Origin of the sequence: Pseudomonas sp. MN1F (assembly GCF_009391885.1) — a bacterium.
In the GTDB taxonomy this organism is placed as follows: Bacteria; Pseudomonadota; Gammaproteobacteria; order Pseudomonadales; family Pseudomonadaceae; genus Aquipseudomonas.
Window position 1 is genome coordinate 72,514 of record NZ_VZII01000006.1, and the last position, 17,623, is coordinate 90,136.

Sequence of the window (17,623 nt, forward strand, 5' to 3'; positions counted from 1 at the left end):
TGGAGGCAGCAGCATGAACACGATGTCGATTTCCGGGCGCGCCGCAATCGTCGGCTTGGGCGCGACCGAATTTTCCAAGAACTCCGGGCGCACCGAACTGCGCCTGGCCCTCGAAGCCACCCTCGAAGCCCTGCGCGACGCCGGCATCGACCCCTCGGAAGTGGAGGGCTTCAGCTCCTATTCGGTGGACAAGGTGCCGGAGTACGAAATCGCCCGCCTGCTGGGTTGCAAGGACGTCAAGTTCTTCTCCCAGGTGCCCCACGGCGGCGGCGCTGCCTGCGCGCCGGTGATGCACGCGGCCATGGCGGTGGCGACCGGGGTGGCCAAAGTAGTGGTGGTGTACCGGGCGATGAACGAACGCTCGTGGTACCGCTTTGGCAGCGGCAGCTACGGCTTTGCTGCCACGCCGATCTTCGACAACGTCAACTACGGCTGGTACATGCCCCACGGCTTCCATACCCCGGCCGCCTGGGTCGGCATGTTCGCCCAGCGCTACATGCACACCTATGGCGCCACCTCCGAAGACTTCGGCCGGGTGGCCGTGGCCGCGCGGGACTTTGCCGCGACCAACCCCAAGGCGTTCTTCCACGGCAAGCCGATCACCCTCGAAGAACACCAGGCCTCGCGCTGGATCTGCGAACCGTTGCACCTGCTCGACTGCTGCCAGGAGTCCGACGGGGCGGTAGCCATGGTCATCACCTCGGCCGAGCGCGCCCGTGACCTGCGGCAGAAGCCGGTGACCATCAAGGCCGGCTCCCAGGGCATCACCCAGGGCCAGCAGAGCATGACCTCGTTCTACCGCGACGACATCACCGGCCTGCCGGAAATGGGCGTGGTCGCCCGGGAACTGTACCGCCAGTCCGGGCTCGGCCCCGAGGCGCTGCAGACGGCGGTGATCTACGACCACTTCACCCCGTTCGTGCTGCCGCAACTGGAAGAGTTCGGCTTTGCCCGGCGTGGCGAGGCCAAGGCGTTCATCCGCGCCGGGCACCACGCCCGCGGCGGCAAGCTGCCGATCAACACCCACGGCGGGCAGCTGGGCGAGGCCTACATCCACGGCATGAACGGCATCGCCGAGGCGGTGCGCCAGGTGCGCGGCACCGCAGTCAACCAGGTGGCAGACGTGGAAAACGTGCTGGTCACCGCCGGCACCGGTGTGCCCACCAGTGGCCTGATTCTGGGCGCGGCCTGAGGAGCACAGCATGTTCGTCGATCTTACCCCCGAGCAACATGCGCTGCGCCGCCAGGTGCGCGACTACTTCCAGGCGCTGATGACCCCCGAGCTGCGCGAGCGCCTGCGCGGCCAGGAGGGCGGCGAGCTGTATCGCCAGACCGTGCGCCAGATGGGCCGTGACGGCTGGCTGGCAGTGGGCTGGCCGAAGGCCCATGGCGGCCAGGGCTACGCCGCCACCGAGCAGCTGATCTTCTTCGAAGAGGCCAACATCGCCGGCGCGCCGCTGCCGTTCGTGACCATCAGCACGGTGGGCCCGGCGCTGATGGAACATGGCAGCGCGGCGCAGCAAGAACGCTTTCTGCCGGGCATCGCCGCGGGCGAAATCATGTTCGCCATCGGCTACTCCGAGCCCGATGCCGGCAGCGACCTGGCGGTGCTGCGCACCAGCGCCCGGCTGGACGGCGAGCACTTCGTGGTCAACGGCAACAAGTTGTGGACCTCGGGCGCCGAGTCGGCGGACTTCATCTGGCTGGCGGCGCGCACCGACCCGAGCCAGGCGCGGCACAAGGGCGTGTCGATCCTGATCCTCGACACCCGCCTGCCGGGGTTCTCCAGCACGGTGATTCCGACCACCAGCAACCCGACCGCCGCCACCTACTACGACAACGTGCGGGTGCCAAAGGACATGCTGGTCGGTGAACTGCACGGCGGCTGGAAGCTGATCACCTCGCAGCTCAACCACGAGCGCCTGGGCCTGGGCTCCTGGTCAGACAAGGTCGTCGGGCTGTTCCGCCGCGTCTACCTGTGGGCCAAGGCCCGTGACGAGCAGGGCCGGCGGGCAATGGACAAGGCCTGGGTGCGCAGCTCGCTGGCCGAGTGCTATGCGCGCCTGGAGGCCATGCGCCTGATCAATCTGCGCATTGCCGCCAACCTTGAGCGCGAGCACATGGACGTGGCGTTGAGCTCGACCACCAAGGTGTACGGCTCGGAGTCGGCGATCGAAATCCTGCGCCGGCTGTCGGCCATCGTCGGTGCCAACGGCGTGGTCCGTGGCGGCTCGGCGGCGGCAGCGCTGCACGGCGACCTGGAGTACGAACTGCGCGCCTCGGTCACCGTGACCTTTGGCGGCGGCACCAATGAAATCCAGCGCGAGCTGATCGCCCAGTTCGGCCTGGGCATGCCGCGCACCCAGCGCTGAGCCACCACAACCACAACGAAAGGCCCCGCCCCGGCAGCGCCCGGGGCCTGGGCCGAGGGTTGCATCCGATGAGCACGATAGAGCAATTCAGGCACGAGACCCGTGCCTGGCTGGAAGCCAACTGCCCGCAGTCGATGCGCACCGCCATGGGCGAAGGCGATGTGGTGTGGGGCGCCAGCCAGCCGCAGTTCGCCAATGACGATGCGCGCCTGTGGTTCGAGCGCATGCGCGACAAGCGCTGGTTCTGCCCCGAATGGCCCGAGGCCTACGGCGGCGCCGGGCTGGATGCCGAGCAGCTGGCGGTGCTGGAAAGCGAGATGCGCCGCCTCAAGTGCCGGCCACCGCAGATCAACCTGGGTATCTGGATGCTCGGGCCGGTGTTGCTGGCCTATGGCAGCGAAGAGCAGAAGCGCAGCCTGTTGCCGCCGATGGCGCGGGGTGAGGTGCGCTGGTGCCAGGGCTTCTCCGAACCCAACGCCGGCTCCGACCTGGCCAGCCTGAAAATGGCCGCTCGTGACGCCGGCGATCACTTCGTGGTCGATGGCAGCAAGATCTGGACCTCCTACGGTGACCAGTCCGACTGGATGTACGCGTTGGTGCGCACCGACAGCCAGGCGCCCAAGCATGAAGGCATCAGCCTGATCGTGCTGGACATGCGCAGCCCTGGGGTCAAGCCGGTGCCGATCGACCTGATCAGCGGCAAGTCGGCGTTCTGCCAGGTGTTCTTCGATGGCGTGAAGGTGCCCAAGAGCCAGCTGATCGGCCCGCTCAATGGGGGCTGGAACCTCGGCAAGTACCTGTTGCAGCACGAGCGCAAGGCCATGTCGAAGTTCGGCGAGTTCAGCCTGCCGTCGCACTTCGACCTGCTGGCCCTGCTGCGCGAATACCTGCCGCAGCCGCGCAGCCAGGGCGAGCTGGCGTTGCAGGCGCGGGCGGTGGCCTGCGCGATGGATGAGCATGCCTATGGCCTGACGGTGCAGCGCATGGCCGAGGAGGGGCGTGCCGGCGACGACATCAGCGGCCTGATGGCGATCATGAAACTGCTGCACACCGAGCAGGAGCGCGACAAGTTCGAGGTGCTGCTCGACGCCATGGGCGGCCACGCCCTCGGCTGGCAGGCGCCGGGCTTCAGCGAGCGCGAGCTGGCGGTGACCCGCGCCTGGCTCAACAGCTATGCGCTGACCATTTCCGGGGGCGCATCGGAAGTGCAGCTCAATGTCATCGCCAAGCGCGTGCTTGGTTTGCCCGACGGCAAGAAAGGAGTGTCGGCATGAACCTGCGTTACAACGACGAACAACGCCTGCTGGCCGACAGTGCCCGCGACTTTCTCGCTGCGCGCAGTCCGGTGGCGGCGCAGCGGCGCCTGCGTGACCAGGGCGTGACGCAAGGCTTCGACACCCAGCTGTGGCGCGAGGCGGTCGAGCTGGGCTGGAGCGCCATCCCGTTTGCCGAGCACCTGGGTGGGCTGGACTTCGGCTGCATGGGCCTGGGGCCGATCTTCGAGGCCAAGGGCCAGCACCTGGCGGCGACGCCACTGTTGTCCAGCGTGGTCCTGGCCGGCTCGTTGCTGGCCCTGGCAGGCTCCGCGCAGCAGCACAACGACTGGCTGCAGGCAGCGATCCTCGGTGAGCGGCGCCTGGCCCTGGCGCTGGAGGAGGGTGCCCGTCACCGCCCCTGCGACGTGGCCATGACGGCGGTCGCCGAGGGCGATGGTTACCGCCTGAGCGGGGAAAAATTCTGGGTCATCGATGGCGTTGGTGCCGATGCCTACGTGGTAGCGGCGCGAACAGCAGGCCAAGCCGGTGAGGAGGCCGGCATCAGCCTGTTCCTGGTCCCGGCCGACAGCCAGGGCGTGCAGTGCACGGCGCTGCCACTGATCGATTCGCGCAACAGCGGGCGCCTGCGCCTGGACCAGGTGCGGGTCGGCCGCCAGGCGCTGCTGGGGGCGGCCGGGGAGGCCTGGGCGGTGCTGGACGCGGTGCTCGACCGCGGCCGGGCGTGCCTGGCGGCGGAGCTGCTGGGGGCTGCGCAGCAGTTGTTCGAGACCACCGTGGAATACCTCAAGACCCGGGTCCAGTTCGACGTGCCGATCGGTTCGTTCCAGGCCCTGCAGCACCGCGCCGCGCACCTGTATACCGAGCTGGCCCTGGCGCGCAGTGCGGTGATGGCCGGCCTGTCGGCGCTCGACGACCCACAACTGGATGCGGCCCGGCGTGGGCGGCTGGTCAGCCTGGCCAAGTGGAAGGCCGGCGATACCGCACTGCAGGTCGCCAACGAGGCGGTACAGATGCATGGCGGCATCGGCGTCACCGACGAGCTGGATGTTGGCCTGTACCTCAAGCGGGTACGGGTGGCCCAGGCCTGCCTGGGTGATCGCGACTTCCATTGCGAACGCTATGCCGCCCTCGATGCAGCCTGCGCCTGAGCGCAGCGGCTGGAGAACCCTGATGAACATTGACCATTGGCGGCACGCCTGGGCGCAGTTGATTGCCCCCGGTTCACCGTTTGAAGTGATGGCCCCGGCTGCGGGCGGCCCGCGCCGGTTTCGCCATGCGCCACGTAACCTGCTGCAGGTGTTCGACGCCGCACGGGTGCATGGCGACAAGGAGTTTGTCGTCTGGCAGCAGCAGCGGCTGAGCTTTGCCGACTATTTCGACGCGGTCGACCGCCTGGCCGGCCAGCTGGCAGGCCGTTTGGGCCTGCGCCCTGGCGAGCGGGTGGCGATCGCGATGCGCAACCAGCCGGCCTGGCTGGTGGCGTTTGCCGCCATCCAGCGCTGCGGCGCGGTGTGCGTGCCGCTCAACAGCTGGGGCCTGCACGATGAGCTGCTGCATGGCGTGGAGGACAGCGGGGCGCGCTTGCTGATCGGCGACGATGCACGTTTGGCCTTGCTCCAGCACGACCTGGCGGCAGCCGGGCGCACCTACATTGTGGTCGGGCGCGCCGCCGACGCCGGGTTGCCTGCGCACTGCCTGCGCTACGAGGACCTGCTGGCGGCCGAACCGCTGCCGCTGGCTGCCGTGGACCTGGCGCCTGAAGCCCCGGCGCTGATCCTCTACACCTCCGGCACCACCAGCCGCGCCAAGGGCGTGTTGTCCAGCCATGGGGCGATCTGCCAGGCGCTGACCGCGCTGGAGTTCCAGGGCGCGTTCTGTGCGCTGACCTCGCCCGAGCGGGTGGCCGGCATGCTCGGCAGTGGCTTTGCCTCGACCAGCCTGATGGCGGTGCCGCTGTTCCATGTCAGTGGCCTGCATGCGCAGTTCCTCTCGGCCTTGCGCGGCGGCCGGCGCCTGCTGCTGATGTACAAGTGGGATGCCGAGCAGGCGCTGGACCTGATCCGCGACGAGCGCTGCACCCAGTTCAATGGCGCCCCGGTGATGATGCAGCAGCTGCTGGCCTCACCCCGCTATGACGGCGCCGACACCGCCAGCCTGTTTGGCCTGGGCCTTGGCGGTGGCGCGTCTTCGGCCGGGCTGCTGGGCGAGATGCTCGTGCGCAAGCCCCAGGTGATCGCCGGCAGTGGCTATGGCCTGACCGAAAGCAACGGCATCGGCGCGGCGATTGGCGGCGACCTGTTCGCCTACTGCCCGGCCAGCGCCGGCTGGCCGTTGCCGATTGTCGAGGTGCGCATCGGCGACGACCCCTTGCAGCCGTTGCCGGCTGGCCGCGAAGGGCTGATCTGGCTGCGCTCGCCAACCTTGATGCAGGGCTACTGGAACCTCGCCGAAGCCAGCCGGCAGACTCTGCGCGACGGCTGGCTCGACACCGGCGACCTCGGTTACCTCGACGACGAGGGCTTCCTGTTCATCAGCGGCCGGGTCAAGGACCTGATCAACCGCGGCGGCGAGAAGATCTCTGCGGCCGAGATCGAAACCTGCGTCAGCGACATGCCTGGGGTGCTGGAAGCGGCGGCGTTCGCGGTCGCTGACCCGCTGCACGGGGAAGTGGTGGCGCTGGCGATTCATGGCGCTGCGGCCAGCCTGCCGGCCGACGAGCAGGTGCGCACGTTCATCGCCGAGCGCCTGGCTGCCTACAAGGTGCCGGCCCAGGTTTATCGGGTTGACCAGCCATTGCCCCGCAACGCCACCGGCAAGGTGCTCAAGGCCGAGCTCAAGGCACGCCTGGTCAGCGCCTGACTCGTAGTCCCTCCGGACGATGCCGTGCCGGCAGGAACCGGAACAATGAAGCCATACCACAAGCCTTATCAGCGAAGGAGGCAGTACATGAAAACGACAACAACAACTGTGATGCTCGCAGCCGCTCTGACCCTCAACAGCGGGCTGGTGACCAGCGCCAACGCCGCCGTGCCACCTGCAGAGGCCGCCCGCCTGGGCAAGGACCTGACCTGCGTTGGCGCCGAGCAGGCCGGCAACGCCGAGGGCACCATCCCGCCCTACACCGGCAAGTACCTGGGCGAAGTGCCGGGCTGGAACCACGTCAAGTTCTCCGGTGACCAGCCGGTGGACCCGTATGCCAATGAAAAGCCGATCCTGGTGATCACCGCGCAGAACATGGACCAGTACGCCGCGCACCTGACCGATGGCCAGAAGGCGCTGCTGAAGAAGTACCCGACCAGCTACAAGATGAACATCTACCCGGGGCACCGCGACTTCCGTTACCCCGACTACGTGTGCCGGCGAGTGATGGACAACGCCCTGCATGCCCAGCTGGTCAACGATGGGCTGGGTGTCGAGGGCCTGGGCCAGGTGCCGTTCCCGATTCCCAAGAACGGCATGGAAGTACTGTGGAACCACCAGCTGCCGGCGCGCGCCTACACCGAGGAGAAAATCTCCGACCTCGCCTCGGTACTGCCCAACGGCAGCATCGGCTGGGGCCGCGCCCATGCGCGCAACCTGTCGCAGGCCAACTCGCCGACCGTGGAGCCGAAAACCTCCGACATGGTCCAGGCGATGAGCTACAACACTACGCTCAAGCCTGCCCGTGACAACGGCGTGATCAGCATTGCCCACGAGCCCTACAACTTCGTCACCTCGGCGCGCCAGGCCTGGTCCTACAGCCCGTCAACCCGGCGTGTGCGGCAGATGCCGGGGTACGGTTACGACCAGCCGATGATCGGCACCAACGGCACCATGACGGTGGACGAGGACCGCCTGTTCAACGGCGCGCCGGAGCGTTACACCTGGAAGCTGCTGGGCAAGCGCGAGATCTACAGCCCGGCCAACGCCTTCAAGGCCAATGCTGGCACGGTCAAGTACGCTGAACTGCTGACGCCTAACCATCCCAACCCGGAGTTCATGCGTTATGAGCTGCGCCGGGTGTGGGTGGTCGAGGCCGACCTGAAGGAAGGCTACCGCCATGTGTACGGCAAGCGTGTGCTGTTTATCGACGAGGACACCTGGAACGCGGTGATGGCCGACAACTACGATGCCCGTGGGCAGCTGTGGAAGCATGCGATGGTCAACTACTACTACCACCCGGACATGAGTGGCTGGCAGGCCGGGTCGCAGTTCTTCATGGATCTGAACTCGGGGCAGTACACCGGGTATGGGATGACCAACGAGGCGAAGAAGGGGCCGATTCTCAACGAGAGCAAGTTTACCCCGGATATGTATACCGCCGATGCGGCGCGGGCGATTGGGCGTTGATGGGGTGATGTACCGGAGGTGAACAAGGCCTGGCAGGGGTGACCCTGCCGGGCCTTTTTTGTGAGATTGGGGGAGGGCTGACAGGTGTCTGCCTTGCTCAATTTCTTAAAGCTGGCGCGAGATCCCTGTGGGAGCGCCAGCCCCTACACCGCCACCGCGGCAACCACCTTGCCGCTAGCCACCCCCTTGATCTGCGCCCGATACCGCGGCAAAGCCATCGCCAGAAACACCGCCGCCAGCACCAGCAACACCACGGAAGCCGCCAGCGCATACCGCAGCGACTCCCCCTGCAGACTCGGCAGGAACAGGTCGCTGAGCATCCCGATCAACAAAGGCCCCAGGCCAACCCCCAACAAGGTCATGGCCATGACGAAAATCGCCGTAGCCTGGGCCAGCCGAGTGGCCGGGAACAGGTGGGTAATCGCGCCCAGGCACGGCGTCGCCCACCACACACCAAAGAAGCCAAACGCGCTATAGAACAGGAACGCCTGGGGCACCGGCGTATCGCCAATGTAAAAGGCAGTCCCCTGCGGCCACAGAAAGTAGGCCAGGGCAAACGGAATGCTCAGCAGCGTGCCCAACAACGGCACGCCGATCTGCCAACCCACATCACGCCGGGCCAGCCTATCGGTGAGCATGCCGCACACCAGGGTGCCGATGGTCGACCCGCTGCCACCGATCACCCCCACCAGAAAACCCGCCTGCTGCATGTTCAGCCCGTGTGAGCGGATCAGGAAGCTCGGGCTCCAGGTGCCAATGGCATAGCCAGCGATGGCCGCCGCGCCACCGGTCAGCACCAGCCACAGGAACGACGGCATGCGCAGCAGCTCGCCCAGGGTCTGCAGCCAGCTTTCGGCCGGCGCGGCGCTGGCCTGCTGCAGCCGCAGGGGCTTGGGTGCGCGCACGGTCAGCAACAGCAACAGGCCGAGCAGGATGCCGGGCGCGCCGATCAGCAGGAACGCATAGCGCCAGCCATGCTGCTGGGCAATCCAGCCACCCAGGCCGAGGCCGACGATGGCGCCCAGGCTAGAACCGAGCATCAGCACCGCCAGGGCGGTGGAGCGGCGTTGCGGCGGGTACAGGTCGGAGACCATCGCCACCGACGGCGCAGTGCCGCCGGCTTCACCGATGGCCACGCCGATTCGCGCCAGCACCAGGGTGAAGAAGCTGCCGGCCATGCCGCAGAGCATGGTCATCAGGCTCCAGGCCATGCAGCTGAAGGCAATCACCGGCTTGCGCCCGATGCGGTCCGACAGCCGCCCCAGGGGCAGGCCGAACACCGTGTAGAACACCGCGAAGGTGACCCCTGAAAGCAGCCCGATACCGGTGTCGGAGATGCCGAACTCGAGCTTGACCGGCTCGATCAGGATCGCCATCAGCTGGCGGTCGATGTAGTTGAAAACATAGATGCTGGCCAGCACCAGCAAGGCGTAGTGGGTACGCCAGGTCACGGGAGGGGATGGGTTCACAGCACAGCTCCACTTCTTGTTTTAGGTGCGCACGATGCTCGGCGCATGGCGGCGCGATTTCATCGTCTGTTCAGACCAGTTTCGCTGTTGGACCATGGCCTTGGCCAGCCTTGCAGCGGGCACTGCAGGACTAGTCTCGACGGACGATGTTTCGCACCTGGCCAGGGTGAATCATTCAGCTCATCTCCGGTGTCGCGCGCCCCTTGCGCACCGGCAACAAGAAGAGTGAAGGAGCTGAAATGAGCATCTTGTTCGAGCCTGTGCGGCTGGGTGACCTGCAGTTGGCCAACCGCATCGTCATGGCCCCGATGACCCGCAGCCGTGCCGACCGCCAAGGTGTGCCGGGCAGCGACATGGTCACCTACTACCGCCAGCGGGCCAGCGCCGGGCTGATCGTGGCCGAGGGCACCGCGCCTTCGGCCAGCGGCCTGGGCTACTGCCGCACCCCGGCCATCTACAGCGCCGAACAGGTCGCGGCCTGGCGCCAGGTGACCCGTGCCGTGCACGGTGAAGGGGGGCGCATCGTGCTGCAACTGATGCACGTGGGGCGCGCTGCCAGCCACCATAACAAGCCGCTCGGCGCCGCCACGGTGGCGCCCTCGGCGATCCGTGCGCGTACCCAGCTGTTCAGCGACACAGCCGGCATGGTCGACGCCGAGATGCCCGAGGCATTGACCCTGGAGGGCATCGCCGGGGTGATCGACGACTATCGCCGCGCCGCGCTGAATGCCCGCGAGGCGGGCTTCGATGGCGTCGAACTGCATTGCACCAGCGGTTACCTGCCTATGCAGTTCATGGCTGCCGGCAGCAACCAGCGCGACGATGCCTACGGTGGCAATGCGCAGAACCGCGTGCGTTTTGCCAGGGAAGTGCTCGAAGCCATGGCGGGCGCCATCGGTGCGGGCCGGGTCGGCCTGCGCCTGTGCCCCGGCAACCCGTACAACGACATCGACGACCACGAGCCGGCCGTGACCAGCGCGGCGCTGTGTGCGGCGGTGGCGCCGTTGAGCCTGGCGTACCTGCATGTCATGCGCTCGCCGGTACCGGGGCTCGATGCCTTCGCCCTGGCGCGCAGTAACAGCGCCCAGGCGTTGATCCTCAACGATGGCTTCGATGGTGCCTCGGCGCAGGCTGCGCTGGCGGCCGGCGAGGGCGCAGCGGTGTCCTTCGGCCGCCACTTCATCGGCAACCCGGACCTGGTCGAGCGCCTGCGCCACGGGCGGCCCCTGGCAGGCTTCGACCGCAAGACGTTGTACACCTCGGGGGCACGCGGCTACAGCGACTACCCCAGCTGGCAGGCCAGCACGGAGGTGGCGCAATGAACCTGCCTCAACCACTGCACGCCCCGGCGCTACAGCCGGTCAGCCGTGAGCAGACCCAGGCCCTGCTTGACCTGCGCAGCGCTGCCAGCGCGCAGATCAAGCCACGTGACCTTTACACCCTGGCCGACCGCCTGGAAGCCCAGGCCGATCGCCAAGGCGAACGGCCGTTCCTGATTTATGGCGAGCAGGTACTGAGCTACGCCGAAGTCGACCGCCTGGCCGACCAGATGGCCCATGCCTGCCTGGCCCGCGGCCTGCGCCCCGGTGACGTGTGCGCCCTGGCCATGGAGAACCGCCCGGCGTTCTTCGCCTGCTGGTTCGGCCTGGTCAAACTCGGCGTGGTGGTGGCGTTCATCAACACCCAGGTGGCCGGCAAACCCTTGGTGCATGCGTTGCAGACCACCAACGCCAAGGCGCTGGTGGTCGGCGAGGAGTGCCTGGGCAACCTGCAGGCGACCGAAGGCTTGCCGCCGCTGCCGCTGTGGCTGGTCAATGACGCCGAACAGCCATGGGCGGGTGAGCTGCCAGCCGGAATCGACACCACGTTCGCCCAGGACCTCGCCGCCGCGCCGCGCAGCCGCTTCCCGCGGGCGCTGCGTGCGCCCATCGAGGCCCAGGCACCGACCCTGCTGATCTTCACCTCGGGCACCACCGGCCTGCCGAAAGCGGCGCGCTACAGCCATATGCGCTGGATGTCCTCGGGCGATGTGATGGAAGTGACCTTGCAGGCCACGGCCGCCGATGTGTTCTATTGCTGCCTGCCGCTGTACCACGGCGCGGCTGCCACCTCGGTCACCTCCACGGCCCTGCGCGTGGGCGCGAGCATCGTGGTGCGGCGCAAGTTCAGCGTGCGCGAGTTCTGGCACGACGTGACGCGCCATCGCATCAGCGTGTTCCAGTACATCGGCGAAATCTGCCGCTACCTGCTCAACCGCCCGGTCCAGGCCGGGGAGCGCGAGCACAGCCTGCGCTGCATGCTCGGCGCCGGCCTGTCGGCAGAGGCCTGGCAACGCTGGGTCGAGCGGTTCGGCCCGATCCAGGTGTTCGAGGGCTGGGGCGCCACCGAAGCCAACACCAACCTGATCAACGTCGACAACTACCTCGGCTCCTGCGGCCGGGTGCCGGACTGGAACCGCACCAACCTGCGCCTGGTGCGCTATGACGTGGAGAACGAGTGCCACCCGCGCGACGAGAACGGCTTCTACCAGCTATGTGAAGTCGGCGAAGTGGGCGAGGCGATGGGCTTCATCGTCGACCATCCCGATATCGGCGGTGGCCGTTTCGAGGGCTATACCTGCGCAGCCGCCACCGAAAGCAAGATCCGCCGCGATGTGCTGCAGGCCGGCGATGCCTGGTGGAGCTCGGGCGACCTGCTGCGCGAGGATGCCGATGGCTACTGCTATTTCGTCGACCGCATTGGCGACACCTTCCGCTGGAAGAGCGAGAACGTCTCCACCCAGGAGGTGGCCGACGCCCTCGGCGACCTGCCGGGCCTTGAGCTGATCAACGTCTATGGCGTGCAGGTGCCGGAGCACGAGGGCAGGGCGGGCATGGCCGCGGTGCTGATGCAGCCCGGGGAAGTGTTCGACCCGCAGGCGTTCTACCAGCTGACCGAGGCACGCTTGCCGCGCTATGCCGCGCCGCTGTTCGTGCGGGTGAGTGCGGCAGCGGACCTGACCAGCACCTTCAAGTTGCGCAAGGTTGACCTGCAGCGCCAGGGCTACTGCCCGCAAGCCTGCGCCGACCCGCTGTTCATCCGCGACGAAAGCAGTGCCACTTACCAGCCTTATTCACTGGAGATGCTGGCCCAGGTTGGTTTGCCTGCATTCAGCGGTGGCCAGCATGGCTGAGCTCAACGCCGATGGGCACGAACTGGCCAGTGGCTTGCGCTACCCCTGGCCGCAGGCACAGGGCAGTGGCGAATGGCGCGAGGTGGCCGACGGCGTGTGGTGGCTGCGCATGCCGCTGCCGTACCGCCTCGACCACATCAACCTGTACCTGCTGCGCCATGGCGACGGCTGGGTGGTGGTGGACACCGGCATGAACACCGAGCAGACCCGTGCCGCCTGGGAGCAGGTGTTCGCCGGGCTGTTCGCCGGCCAGCCGGTACTGGCGGTGATCTGCACCCACTACCACTCCGACCATGCCGGCGTCGCCGCTTGGCTCGCCGAACGCTACCGCTGCCCGATCTACATGACCGCCAGCGAGTACCGCTCGCTGTACGTCACGGTGCCCGCGGGGCAGGCGCCGGGTTGGGACTTCCACGACTTCCATGCCAAGGCGGGTTTCAGCGACGCGCAGATCGACGAGCTGTACCGGTTGATCCAGAGCGGTCACTTCCGCCCGCTGCACTTCAACAGCTACCGGCGCCTGCGTGATGGCGACCGCCTGCCCATCGGCAATCGCCAGTGGCGCGTGGTGGTGGGGCGCGGCCATTCCCCCGAGCACGCCTGCCTGTATGCCGAGGATGGCAGCCTGCTGATCGCCGGCGACCAGGTGCTGCCACGCATCACCCCGACGGTGGGCGTGCATGCCACCGAACCCGAGGCCGACCCGCTGCGCGACTGGCTGGCCTCGCTCGAACACCTGCGCAGGCTGCCCGACAGCGTGCTGGTGCTGCCGGCCCACGAGCGACCGTTCTACCAGCTGCACGCGCGCCTGGGCCAGTTGCAGGCGCATCACCAGGCCCAGCTGGCCAAGCTGCTGGCCAGCTGCGACGCGCCACGCAGCGCGCTCGAGCTGATGGCCGTGCTGTTCCCCAAGCTGTCAGGTCGTTTCGACGAACTGATGGCGCTTGGCGAAACGTTGGCCCATGCCAACTACCTCATGACCGAAGGGCTGCTGGTACGCGAGCTGTACCAGGCGCACTACCGCTACCGCCGTGGCACGCCGGGGCAACCCGCGGCCGCGCCCGGCCCGACGGCAACGTTGACCATTCCAGGCAGCCAGCCGGCTGCCCTTCAGGAGAGTCCGTGTGATCGACAAGAACAACAATAACGATACTGGCCTTGCCTGCCGCGGCTTGCCGCTGGCCGGCCTGACGGCGGCGATTGCCCTGGCATCGGCGTCGGCCTGGGCGGGGGATACCATCGAGTTCGACAATGGCGCCACCCTCGACTGGTCGGTGACCACCAGCTACGGCATCGGCGTGCGCCTGGCCAAGCCCAGCGACCGCCTGATGGGCGTCAACGCCGACGACGGCGACCGCAACTTCAACCAGGGCAGCCTGACCACCAACCGCCTGGGTGCACTGGGCGAGATGATCATGCGCATGGACAACTACGGCGCCGTGGTGCGCGCCAGTACCTTCTACGACGACGTCTACCACCGCAAGAACGACAACAACTCGCCGGCCACCGTCAACAAGACCGGCGACAACGACGAGTTCACCAGCGATGCCAAGTACTACAGCGGTGGCCGTACCCGCCTGCTGGATGCCTACGTGTTCGGTGGCTGGCGGTTCGACAACGACTCGATGCTCGACGTCAAGGCCGGGCGGCATATCGAGTCCTGGGGCGAGAGCCTGTACTACCCCGGAGTCAACGGCGTGCAGAACCCATCCGACGCGGTCAAGGCCGCGCAACCCGGGGTCGAGGTCAAGGAAGTGCTGCTGCCGGTGGGCCAGGTGTCGGCCTCTTACCGCTTCAACCCGCAGTTCACCTTCGGCGCCTATATGCAGTACGAGTGGAAGGGCACCGAGCTGGCCCCGGTAGGCAGCTACCTGTCGGGCACCGATGTGATCGGCCCGGGCCGCGAGTTCCTCATCACGCCGACCGGCAATGTGCCGTACCGTGGCACCGACGAGCCTCGCGACAGTGGCCAGTGGGGCGTGCAGCTGCGCTACCGGCCGGTGCCGGCGCTGGAACTGTCGCTGTTCCACGTCAACTACCACGACAAGAACCCGGCCACCGCGCTGGTCGGCTACAGCCCGGTGCCGGTGGGTGGCGGCTTGTTCGCCTTCGCCGCCAACGGCTACCGGGTGAAGTACTTCGAAGACATCAAACTCACCGGTATCAGCGCCTCGACCAAGCTCGGCGAGACCCAGATCGGCGGCGAATGGTCGTACCGCGACGGCGCCCCGGTGATGGTCAACACCGGCCTCGGGCCGACTCCGGCGCGCGGCAAGGGCCAGCAGTTCCAGCTCTCGGCCATGCGCGTGCTGGGCGACCGGCCATGGGCCAGCCAGACCACCCTCACCGGCGAGATCATCCACGTCAAGGTCGACAGCGTCGACGCCACCTCCGCAGCCGGCAACCTGCAGGGCGTGGCGCTGCTGCCGAGCCTGGCACCTCTGGTAGCGGCGTCCGACAACTACACCTACAAGACCGCGACCGGCTGGCGCACGCGGGATGCCAGTGCCTACACCGTAGGTGCATCGTTCAGTTACCCGGGGGTGTTCCAGGGCTGGGACCTGGAGGTGCCGGTGCGCTTCTCCAACGTGTTCAGCGGCTCGACGCCCATGTCAGGGAGCATTTCCGGCGTGCAGGGTGACCGGCGCATCAGCGTGGGCACCACCTTCAAGTACCTGGGCAACCTGGAGGCCGCGCTGACCTATGTCGGCTACCTCGGCTCGCCCGACCCGATCAAGCGGCCGTACGCCGACCGTGACTACGCCACCTTCTCGTTGAAATACACCTTCTGACCGATCACCTGACAACGCTGGCGCCTGCGCGCGCCGGCATGGAGGCACCATGGGGCTCAAAGGCCACGCAGCAATAGTCGGTACCGCGCAGTACAAGCCAGAGAAGTACGCCACGGCACCGAAGATGTTCCACCTCGAACAGGTCGCCGACCTGGCCGCCCAGGCCCTGCGCGATGCCGGCCTGCACGCCTCGGACCTGGACGGCCTGGTGATCAACGGGCCGCAGTTCCACGAAGCCTCGGTGTTCGTCCCGGCCATGGCCGCCGAATACCTCGGCCTGCGGCTGAACTTCGCCGAAGTGGTCGACCTGGGGGGATGTACCTCGGTCGGCATGGTCTGGCGCGCCGCTGCCGCCATCGAACTGGGCCTGTGCCAGGCGGTGCTGTGCGTGCTGCCGGCGCGCATGGCACCGTTGGGGCCGGACGAGGACCCAGGCTGGATGGCCCGAGCCATGCGCTTTGGCGGCCACAGCACGGCGTTCGGCGCCCCGGAAGCGGAGTTCGACCTGCCCTACGGGCACATGGGCCAGAACACCGGCTACGCGATGATCGCCCAGCGTTACGCCTCGCAGTTCGGCTACGACCCACGGGCCCTGGCGAAAATCGCCGTGGACCAGCGCACCAACGCCCAGGCCAATCCGCAGGCGATGTTCTACGGCCAGCCGCTGACCGTGGAGCAGGTGCTGGCCAGCCGTAGGGTCGCCGACCCGCTGCACGTGTTGGAGATCGTCATGCCGGTGGCCGGCGGCGCGGCGCTGATCATCACCAACAAGGAACTGGCAGCACGTGCGCGCAAACGCCCGGCGTACATCACAGGCTTTGGCGAGCACCTGGCGTTCAAGTCGCCGACCTACGCCGAGGACATGGTGCACACACCGATCGGCCCGGCCTCGCGCCGCGCCTTCGCCATGGCCGGGCTGAAGCCTGCCGATGTCGATGCCGCGCAGATCTACGACTGCTACACCATCACCGCCTTGCTGACCCTGGAAGACGCCGGGTTCTGCGGCAAGGGCGAGGGCATGGCGTTTGTCCGCGAACACGACCTGACCTGGCGCGGCGACTTCCCCATGAACACCCATGGCGGCCAGCTCAGCTTTGGCCAGGCCGGCTCGGCCGGCGGCATGTCCCAGGTCATCGAGGCGGTCACGCAGATCGCCGGGGCTGCGGGCGAACGCCAGTTGCAGCGCTGCGACAGCGTCTACGTCTCCGGTACCGGTGGCGTGATGAGCGAGCAGGGCGCATTGATTCTTCAGGGAGCATGACCATCATGTCGAACAACAAACCGATGCCCGTGGCGACCGAAATCTCCGCGCCGTTCTGGGAAGGGCTCAAGGCCCGCCGCCTGCTGGTGCAGCAGTGTGGCGCCTGTGCCCAGTGGCTGTTCTACCCGCGCCGGCACTGCCCGGCCTGCCTGGCGCCGGACCCGGCGTGGCGTGAGGTGAGCGGCCAGGCGACGCTGTACAGCTACACCTTGACGCGCATTCCGACCCTGCCGGACTTCATCGATGAAATGCCGCAGAAGCTGGCAGTGGTGGAGCTGGCCGAAGGGGTGCGGGTCAACACCACCCTGGTGGGCCTGGAGGAAGAGCAGATCCGCATTGGCATGCCGTTGCAGCCGGTGTTTGCCGAGGTCGATGGCAAGGGCACCCGGCTGCTGCGCTTCACTGGCCTTGCGCAGGACGCCACAGCGCTGGAAGCACCGCCGCTGGTCGAGGCGGTAGCGCCTGCCGAGGCGCCGGATAGCCGCTTGCAGGTCGACTGCCAGGACCAGGCCGCGCTGCAGGCCCTGGTCAGCGAGCAGTACAGCGACTGGAGCAACAGCCTGCTGGTGGACCAGGCACTGATCGATGCCTTTGCCGAGCTTTCGGGTGACGACTACTGGATCCACACCGACCCTGAGCGGGCCCGGCGCAGCAGCCCGTTCGGCGGCACCATCGCCCACGGCGCGCTGGTGCAGGTGCTGCAATCGCGGCTGAAGCTGGCGCTGGGCTTCGAGATCACCGGCTTCACCACGCAGATCAACTACGGCTCCGACCGCTTGCGCTTCCCCGCGCCGGTGCCGGCCGGCTCACGCATTCATGCCCGGGCCAGGGTCAAGGCGGTCGAGCTGAATCAGCGTGGGACCCAGTTGACCCTGGAAATCAACACCCACGTGGTCGGCCAGGAGCGGCCTTCGGTGATCAACGACCTGGTGATCCTCTACCAGCGTTGAT

General features: G+C 67.4%; 13 protein-coding genes. 12 read left to right on the plus strand and 1 reads right to left on the minus strand.

Going from position 1 to position 17,623, the window contains the following annotated elements:
* The first annotated feature begins 13 nt into the window (after positions 1 to 13).
* The 6 genes from F6X59_RS02855 (at position 14) to F6X59_RS02880 (ending at position 7,978) form a co-directional block, all read left to right on the plus strand.
* Entirely contained in the window at positions 14 to 1,192 is a 1,179-nt protein-coding gene (locus F6X59_RS02855) for a lipid-transfer protein (RefSeq protein WP_152954360.1), read from the plus strand.
* Positions 1,193 to 1,202: 10 nt separating this feature from the next.
* Positions 1,203 to 2,372: an acyl-CoA dehydrogenase family protein gene (locus tag F6X59_RS02860; protein WP_152954361.1), complete on the plus strand. Its 1,170-nt coding sequence runs from the start codon at positions 1,203 to 1,205 to the stop codon at positions 2,370 to 2,372.
* 68 nt (positions 2,373 to 2,440) lie between these two features.
* Entirely contained in the window at positions 2,441 to 3,646 is a 1,206-nt protein-coding gene (locus F6X59_RS02865; protein WP_152954363.1) for an acyl-CoA dehydrogenase family protein, read from the plus strand.
* The gene (locus F6X59_RS02870) at positions 3,643 to 4,797 is read left to right on the plus strand and encodes an acyl-CoA dehydrogenase family protein (RefSeq protein WP_152954366.1); all 1,155 of its coding nucleotides are present in this window, start codon (positions 3,643 to 3,645) and stop codon (positions 4,795 to 4,797) included. The genes F6X59_RS02865 and F6X59_RS02870 overlap by 4 nt, the downstream gene beginning before the upstream one ends.
* 22 nt (positions 4,798 to 4,819) lie before the next feature.
* A complete protein-coding gene (locus F6X59_RS02875) occupies positions 4,820 to 6,508 on the plus strand; it encodes a class I adenylate-forming enzyme family protein (protein ID WP_152954367.1) in 1,689 nt (562 codons plus the stop codon).
* Positions 6,509 to 6,595: 87 nt separating this feature from the next.
* The gene (locus tag F6X59_RS02880) at positions 6,596 to 7,978 is read left to right on the plus strand and encodes a DUF1329 domain-containing protein (RefSeq protein ID WP_178120025.1); all 1,383 of its coding nucleotides are present in this window, start codon (positions 6,596 to 6,598) and stop codon (positions 7,976 to 7,978) included.
* Positions 7,979 to 8,121: 143 nt separating this feature from the next.
* Here the strand turns inward: F6X59_RS02880 and F6X59_RS02885 are convergent, their stop codons facing one another.
* Positions 8,122 to 9,447, minus strand: coding sequence for a spinster family MFS transporter (locus tag F6X59_RS02885; protein ID WP_372240285.1), 1,326 nt, complete (start codon positions 9,445 to 9,447; stop codon positions 8,122 to 8,124).
* Between the two features lie 239 nt (positions 9,448 to 9,686).
* On the opposite strand from F6X59_RS02885, the gene F6X59_RS02890 reads away from it, so the two are divergent.
* Genes F6X59_RS02890 through F6X59_RS02915 form a run of 6 tightly spaced genes read left to right on the plus strand, consistent with a single transcriptional unit; the run spans position 9,687 to position 17,622 of the window.
* Entirely contained in the window at positions 9,687 to 10,769 is a 1,083-nt protein-coding gene (locus tag F6X59_RS02890) for an alkene reductase (protein WP_152954369.1), read from the plus strand.
* Positions 10,766 to 12,619 (plus strand): long-chain-acyl-CoA synthetase, encoded by a 1,854-nt coding sequence (locus F6X59_RS02895; protein ID WP_152954371.1) that lies wholly within the window; start codon positions 10,766 to 10,768, stop codon positions 12,617 to 12,619. Before F6X59_RS02890 ends, F6X59_RS02895 begins: the two co-directional genes overlap by 4 nt.
* Positions 12,612 to 13,766 (plus strand): MBL fold metallo-hydrolase, encoded by a 1,155-nt coding sequence (locus F6X59_RS02900; RefSeq protein ID WP_152954373.1) that lies wholly within the window; start codon positions 12,612 to 12,614, stop codon positions 13,764 to 13,766. The genes F6X59_RS02895 and F6X59_RS02900 overlap by 8 nt, the downstream gene beginning before the upstream one ends.
* A complete protein-coding gene (locus F6X59_RS02905; RefSeq protein WP_346654520.1) occupies positions 13,744 to 15,411 on the plus strand; it encodes a DUF1302 family protein in 1,668 nt (555 codons plus the stop codon). Before F6X59_RS02900 ends, F6X59_RS02905 begins: the two co-directional genes overlap by 23 nt.
* A gap of 49 nt (positions 15,412 to 15,460) precedes the next feature.
* Positions 15,461 to 16,672, plus strand: a complete 1,212-nt coding sequence (locus F6X59_RS02910) for a thiolase family protein (RefSeq protein WP_152954377.1) — start codon at positions 15,461 to 15,463, stop codon at positions 16,670 to 16,672.
* A 5-nt stretch (positions 16,673 to 16,677) separates the two neighbouring features.
* Positions 16,678 to 17,622 carry an OB-fold domain-containing protein gene (locus tag F6X59_RS02915; RefSeq protein WP_152954378.1) on the plus strand — a complete coding sequence of 315 codons (945 nt, stop codon included), beginning with the start codon at positions 16,678 to 16,680 and terminating at the stop codon, positions 17,620 to 17,622.
* Position 17,623 lies beyond the last annotated feature (1 nt).

Bases quoted from the DNA above. Each gene is read 5' to 3' on its own strand.
- F6X59_RS02870 (WP_152954366.1), top strand. From the start codon at position 3,643: ATGAACCTGCGTTACAACGACGAACAACGCCTGCTGGCCGACAGTGCC.
- F6X59_RS02910 (WP_152954377.1), top strand. From the start codon at position 15,461: ATGGGGCTCAAAGGCCACGCAGCAATAGTCGGTACCGCGCAGTACAAG.
- F6X59_RS02880 (WP_178120025.1), top strand. From the start codon at position 6,596: ATGAAAACGACAACAACAACTGTGATGCTCGCAGCCGCTCTGACCCTC.
- F6X59_RS02915 (WP_152954378.1), top strand. From the start codon at position 16,678: ATGTCGAACAACAAACCGATGCCCGTGGCGACCGAAATCTCCGCGCCG.
- F6X59_RS02865 (WP_152954363.1), top strand. From the start codon at position 2,441: ATGAGCACGATAGAGCAATTCAGGCACGAGACCCGTGCCTGGCTGGAA.
- F6X59_RS02900 (WP_152954373.1), top strand. From the start codon at position 12,612: ATGGCTGAGCTCAACGCCGATGGGCACGAACTGGCCAGTGGCTTGCGC.
- F6X59_RS02890 (WP_152954369.1), top strand. From the start codon at position 9,687: ATGAGCATCTTGTTCGAGCCTGTGCGGCTGGGTGACCTGCAGTTGGCC.
- F6X59_RS02855 (WP_152954360.1), top strand. From the start codon at position 14: ATGAACACGATGTCGATTTCCGGGCGCGCCGCAATCGTCGGCTTGGGC.
- F6X59_RS02875 (WP_152954367.1), top strand. From the start codon at position 4,820: ATGAACATTGACCATTGGCGGCACGCCTGGGCGCAGTTGATTGCCCCC.
- F6X59_RS02860 (WP_152954361.1), top strand. From the start codon at position 1,203: ATGTTCGTCGATCTTACCCCCGAGCAACATGCGCTGCGCCGCCAGGTG.
- F6X59_RS02895 (WP_152954371.1), top strand. From the start codon at position 10,766: ATGAACCTGCCTCAACCACTGCACGCCCCGGCGCTACAGCCGGTCAGC.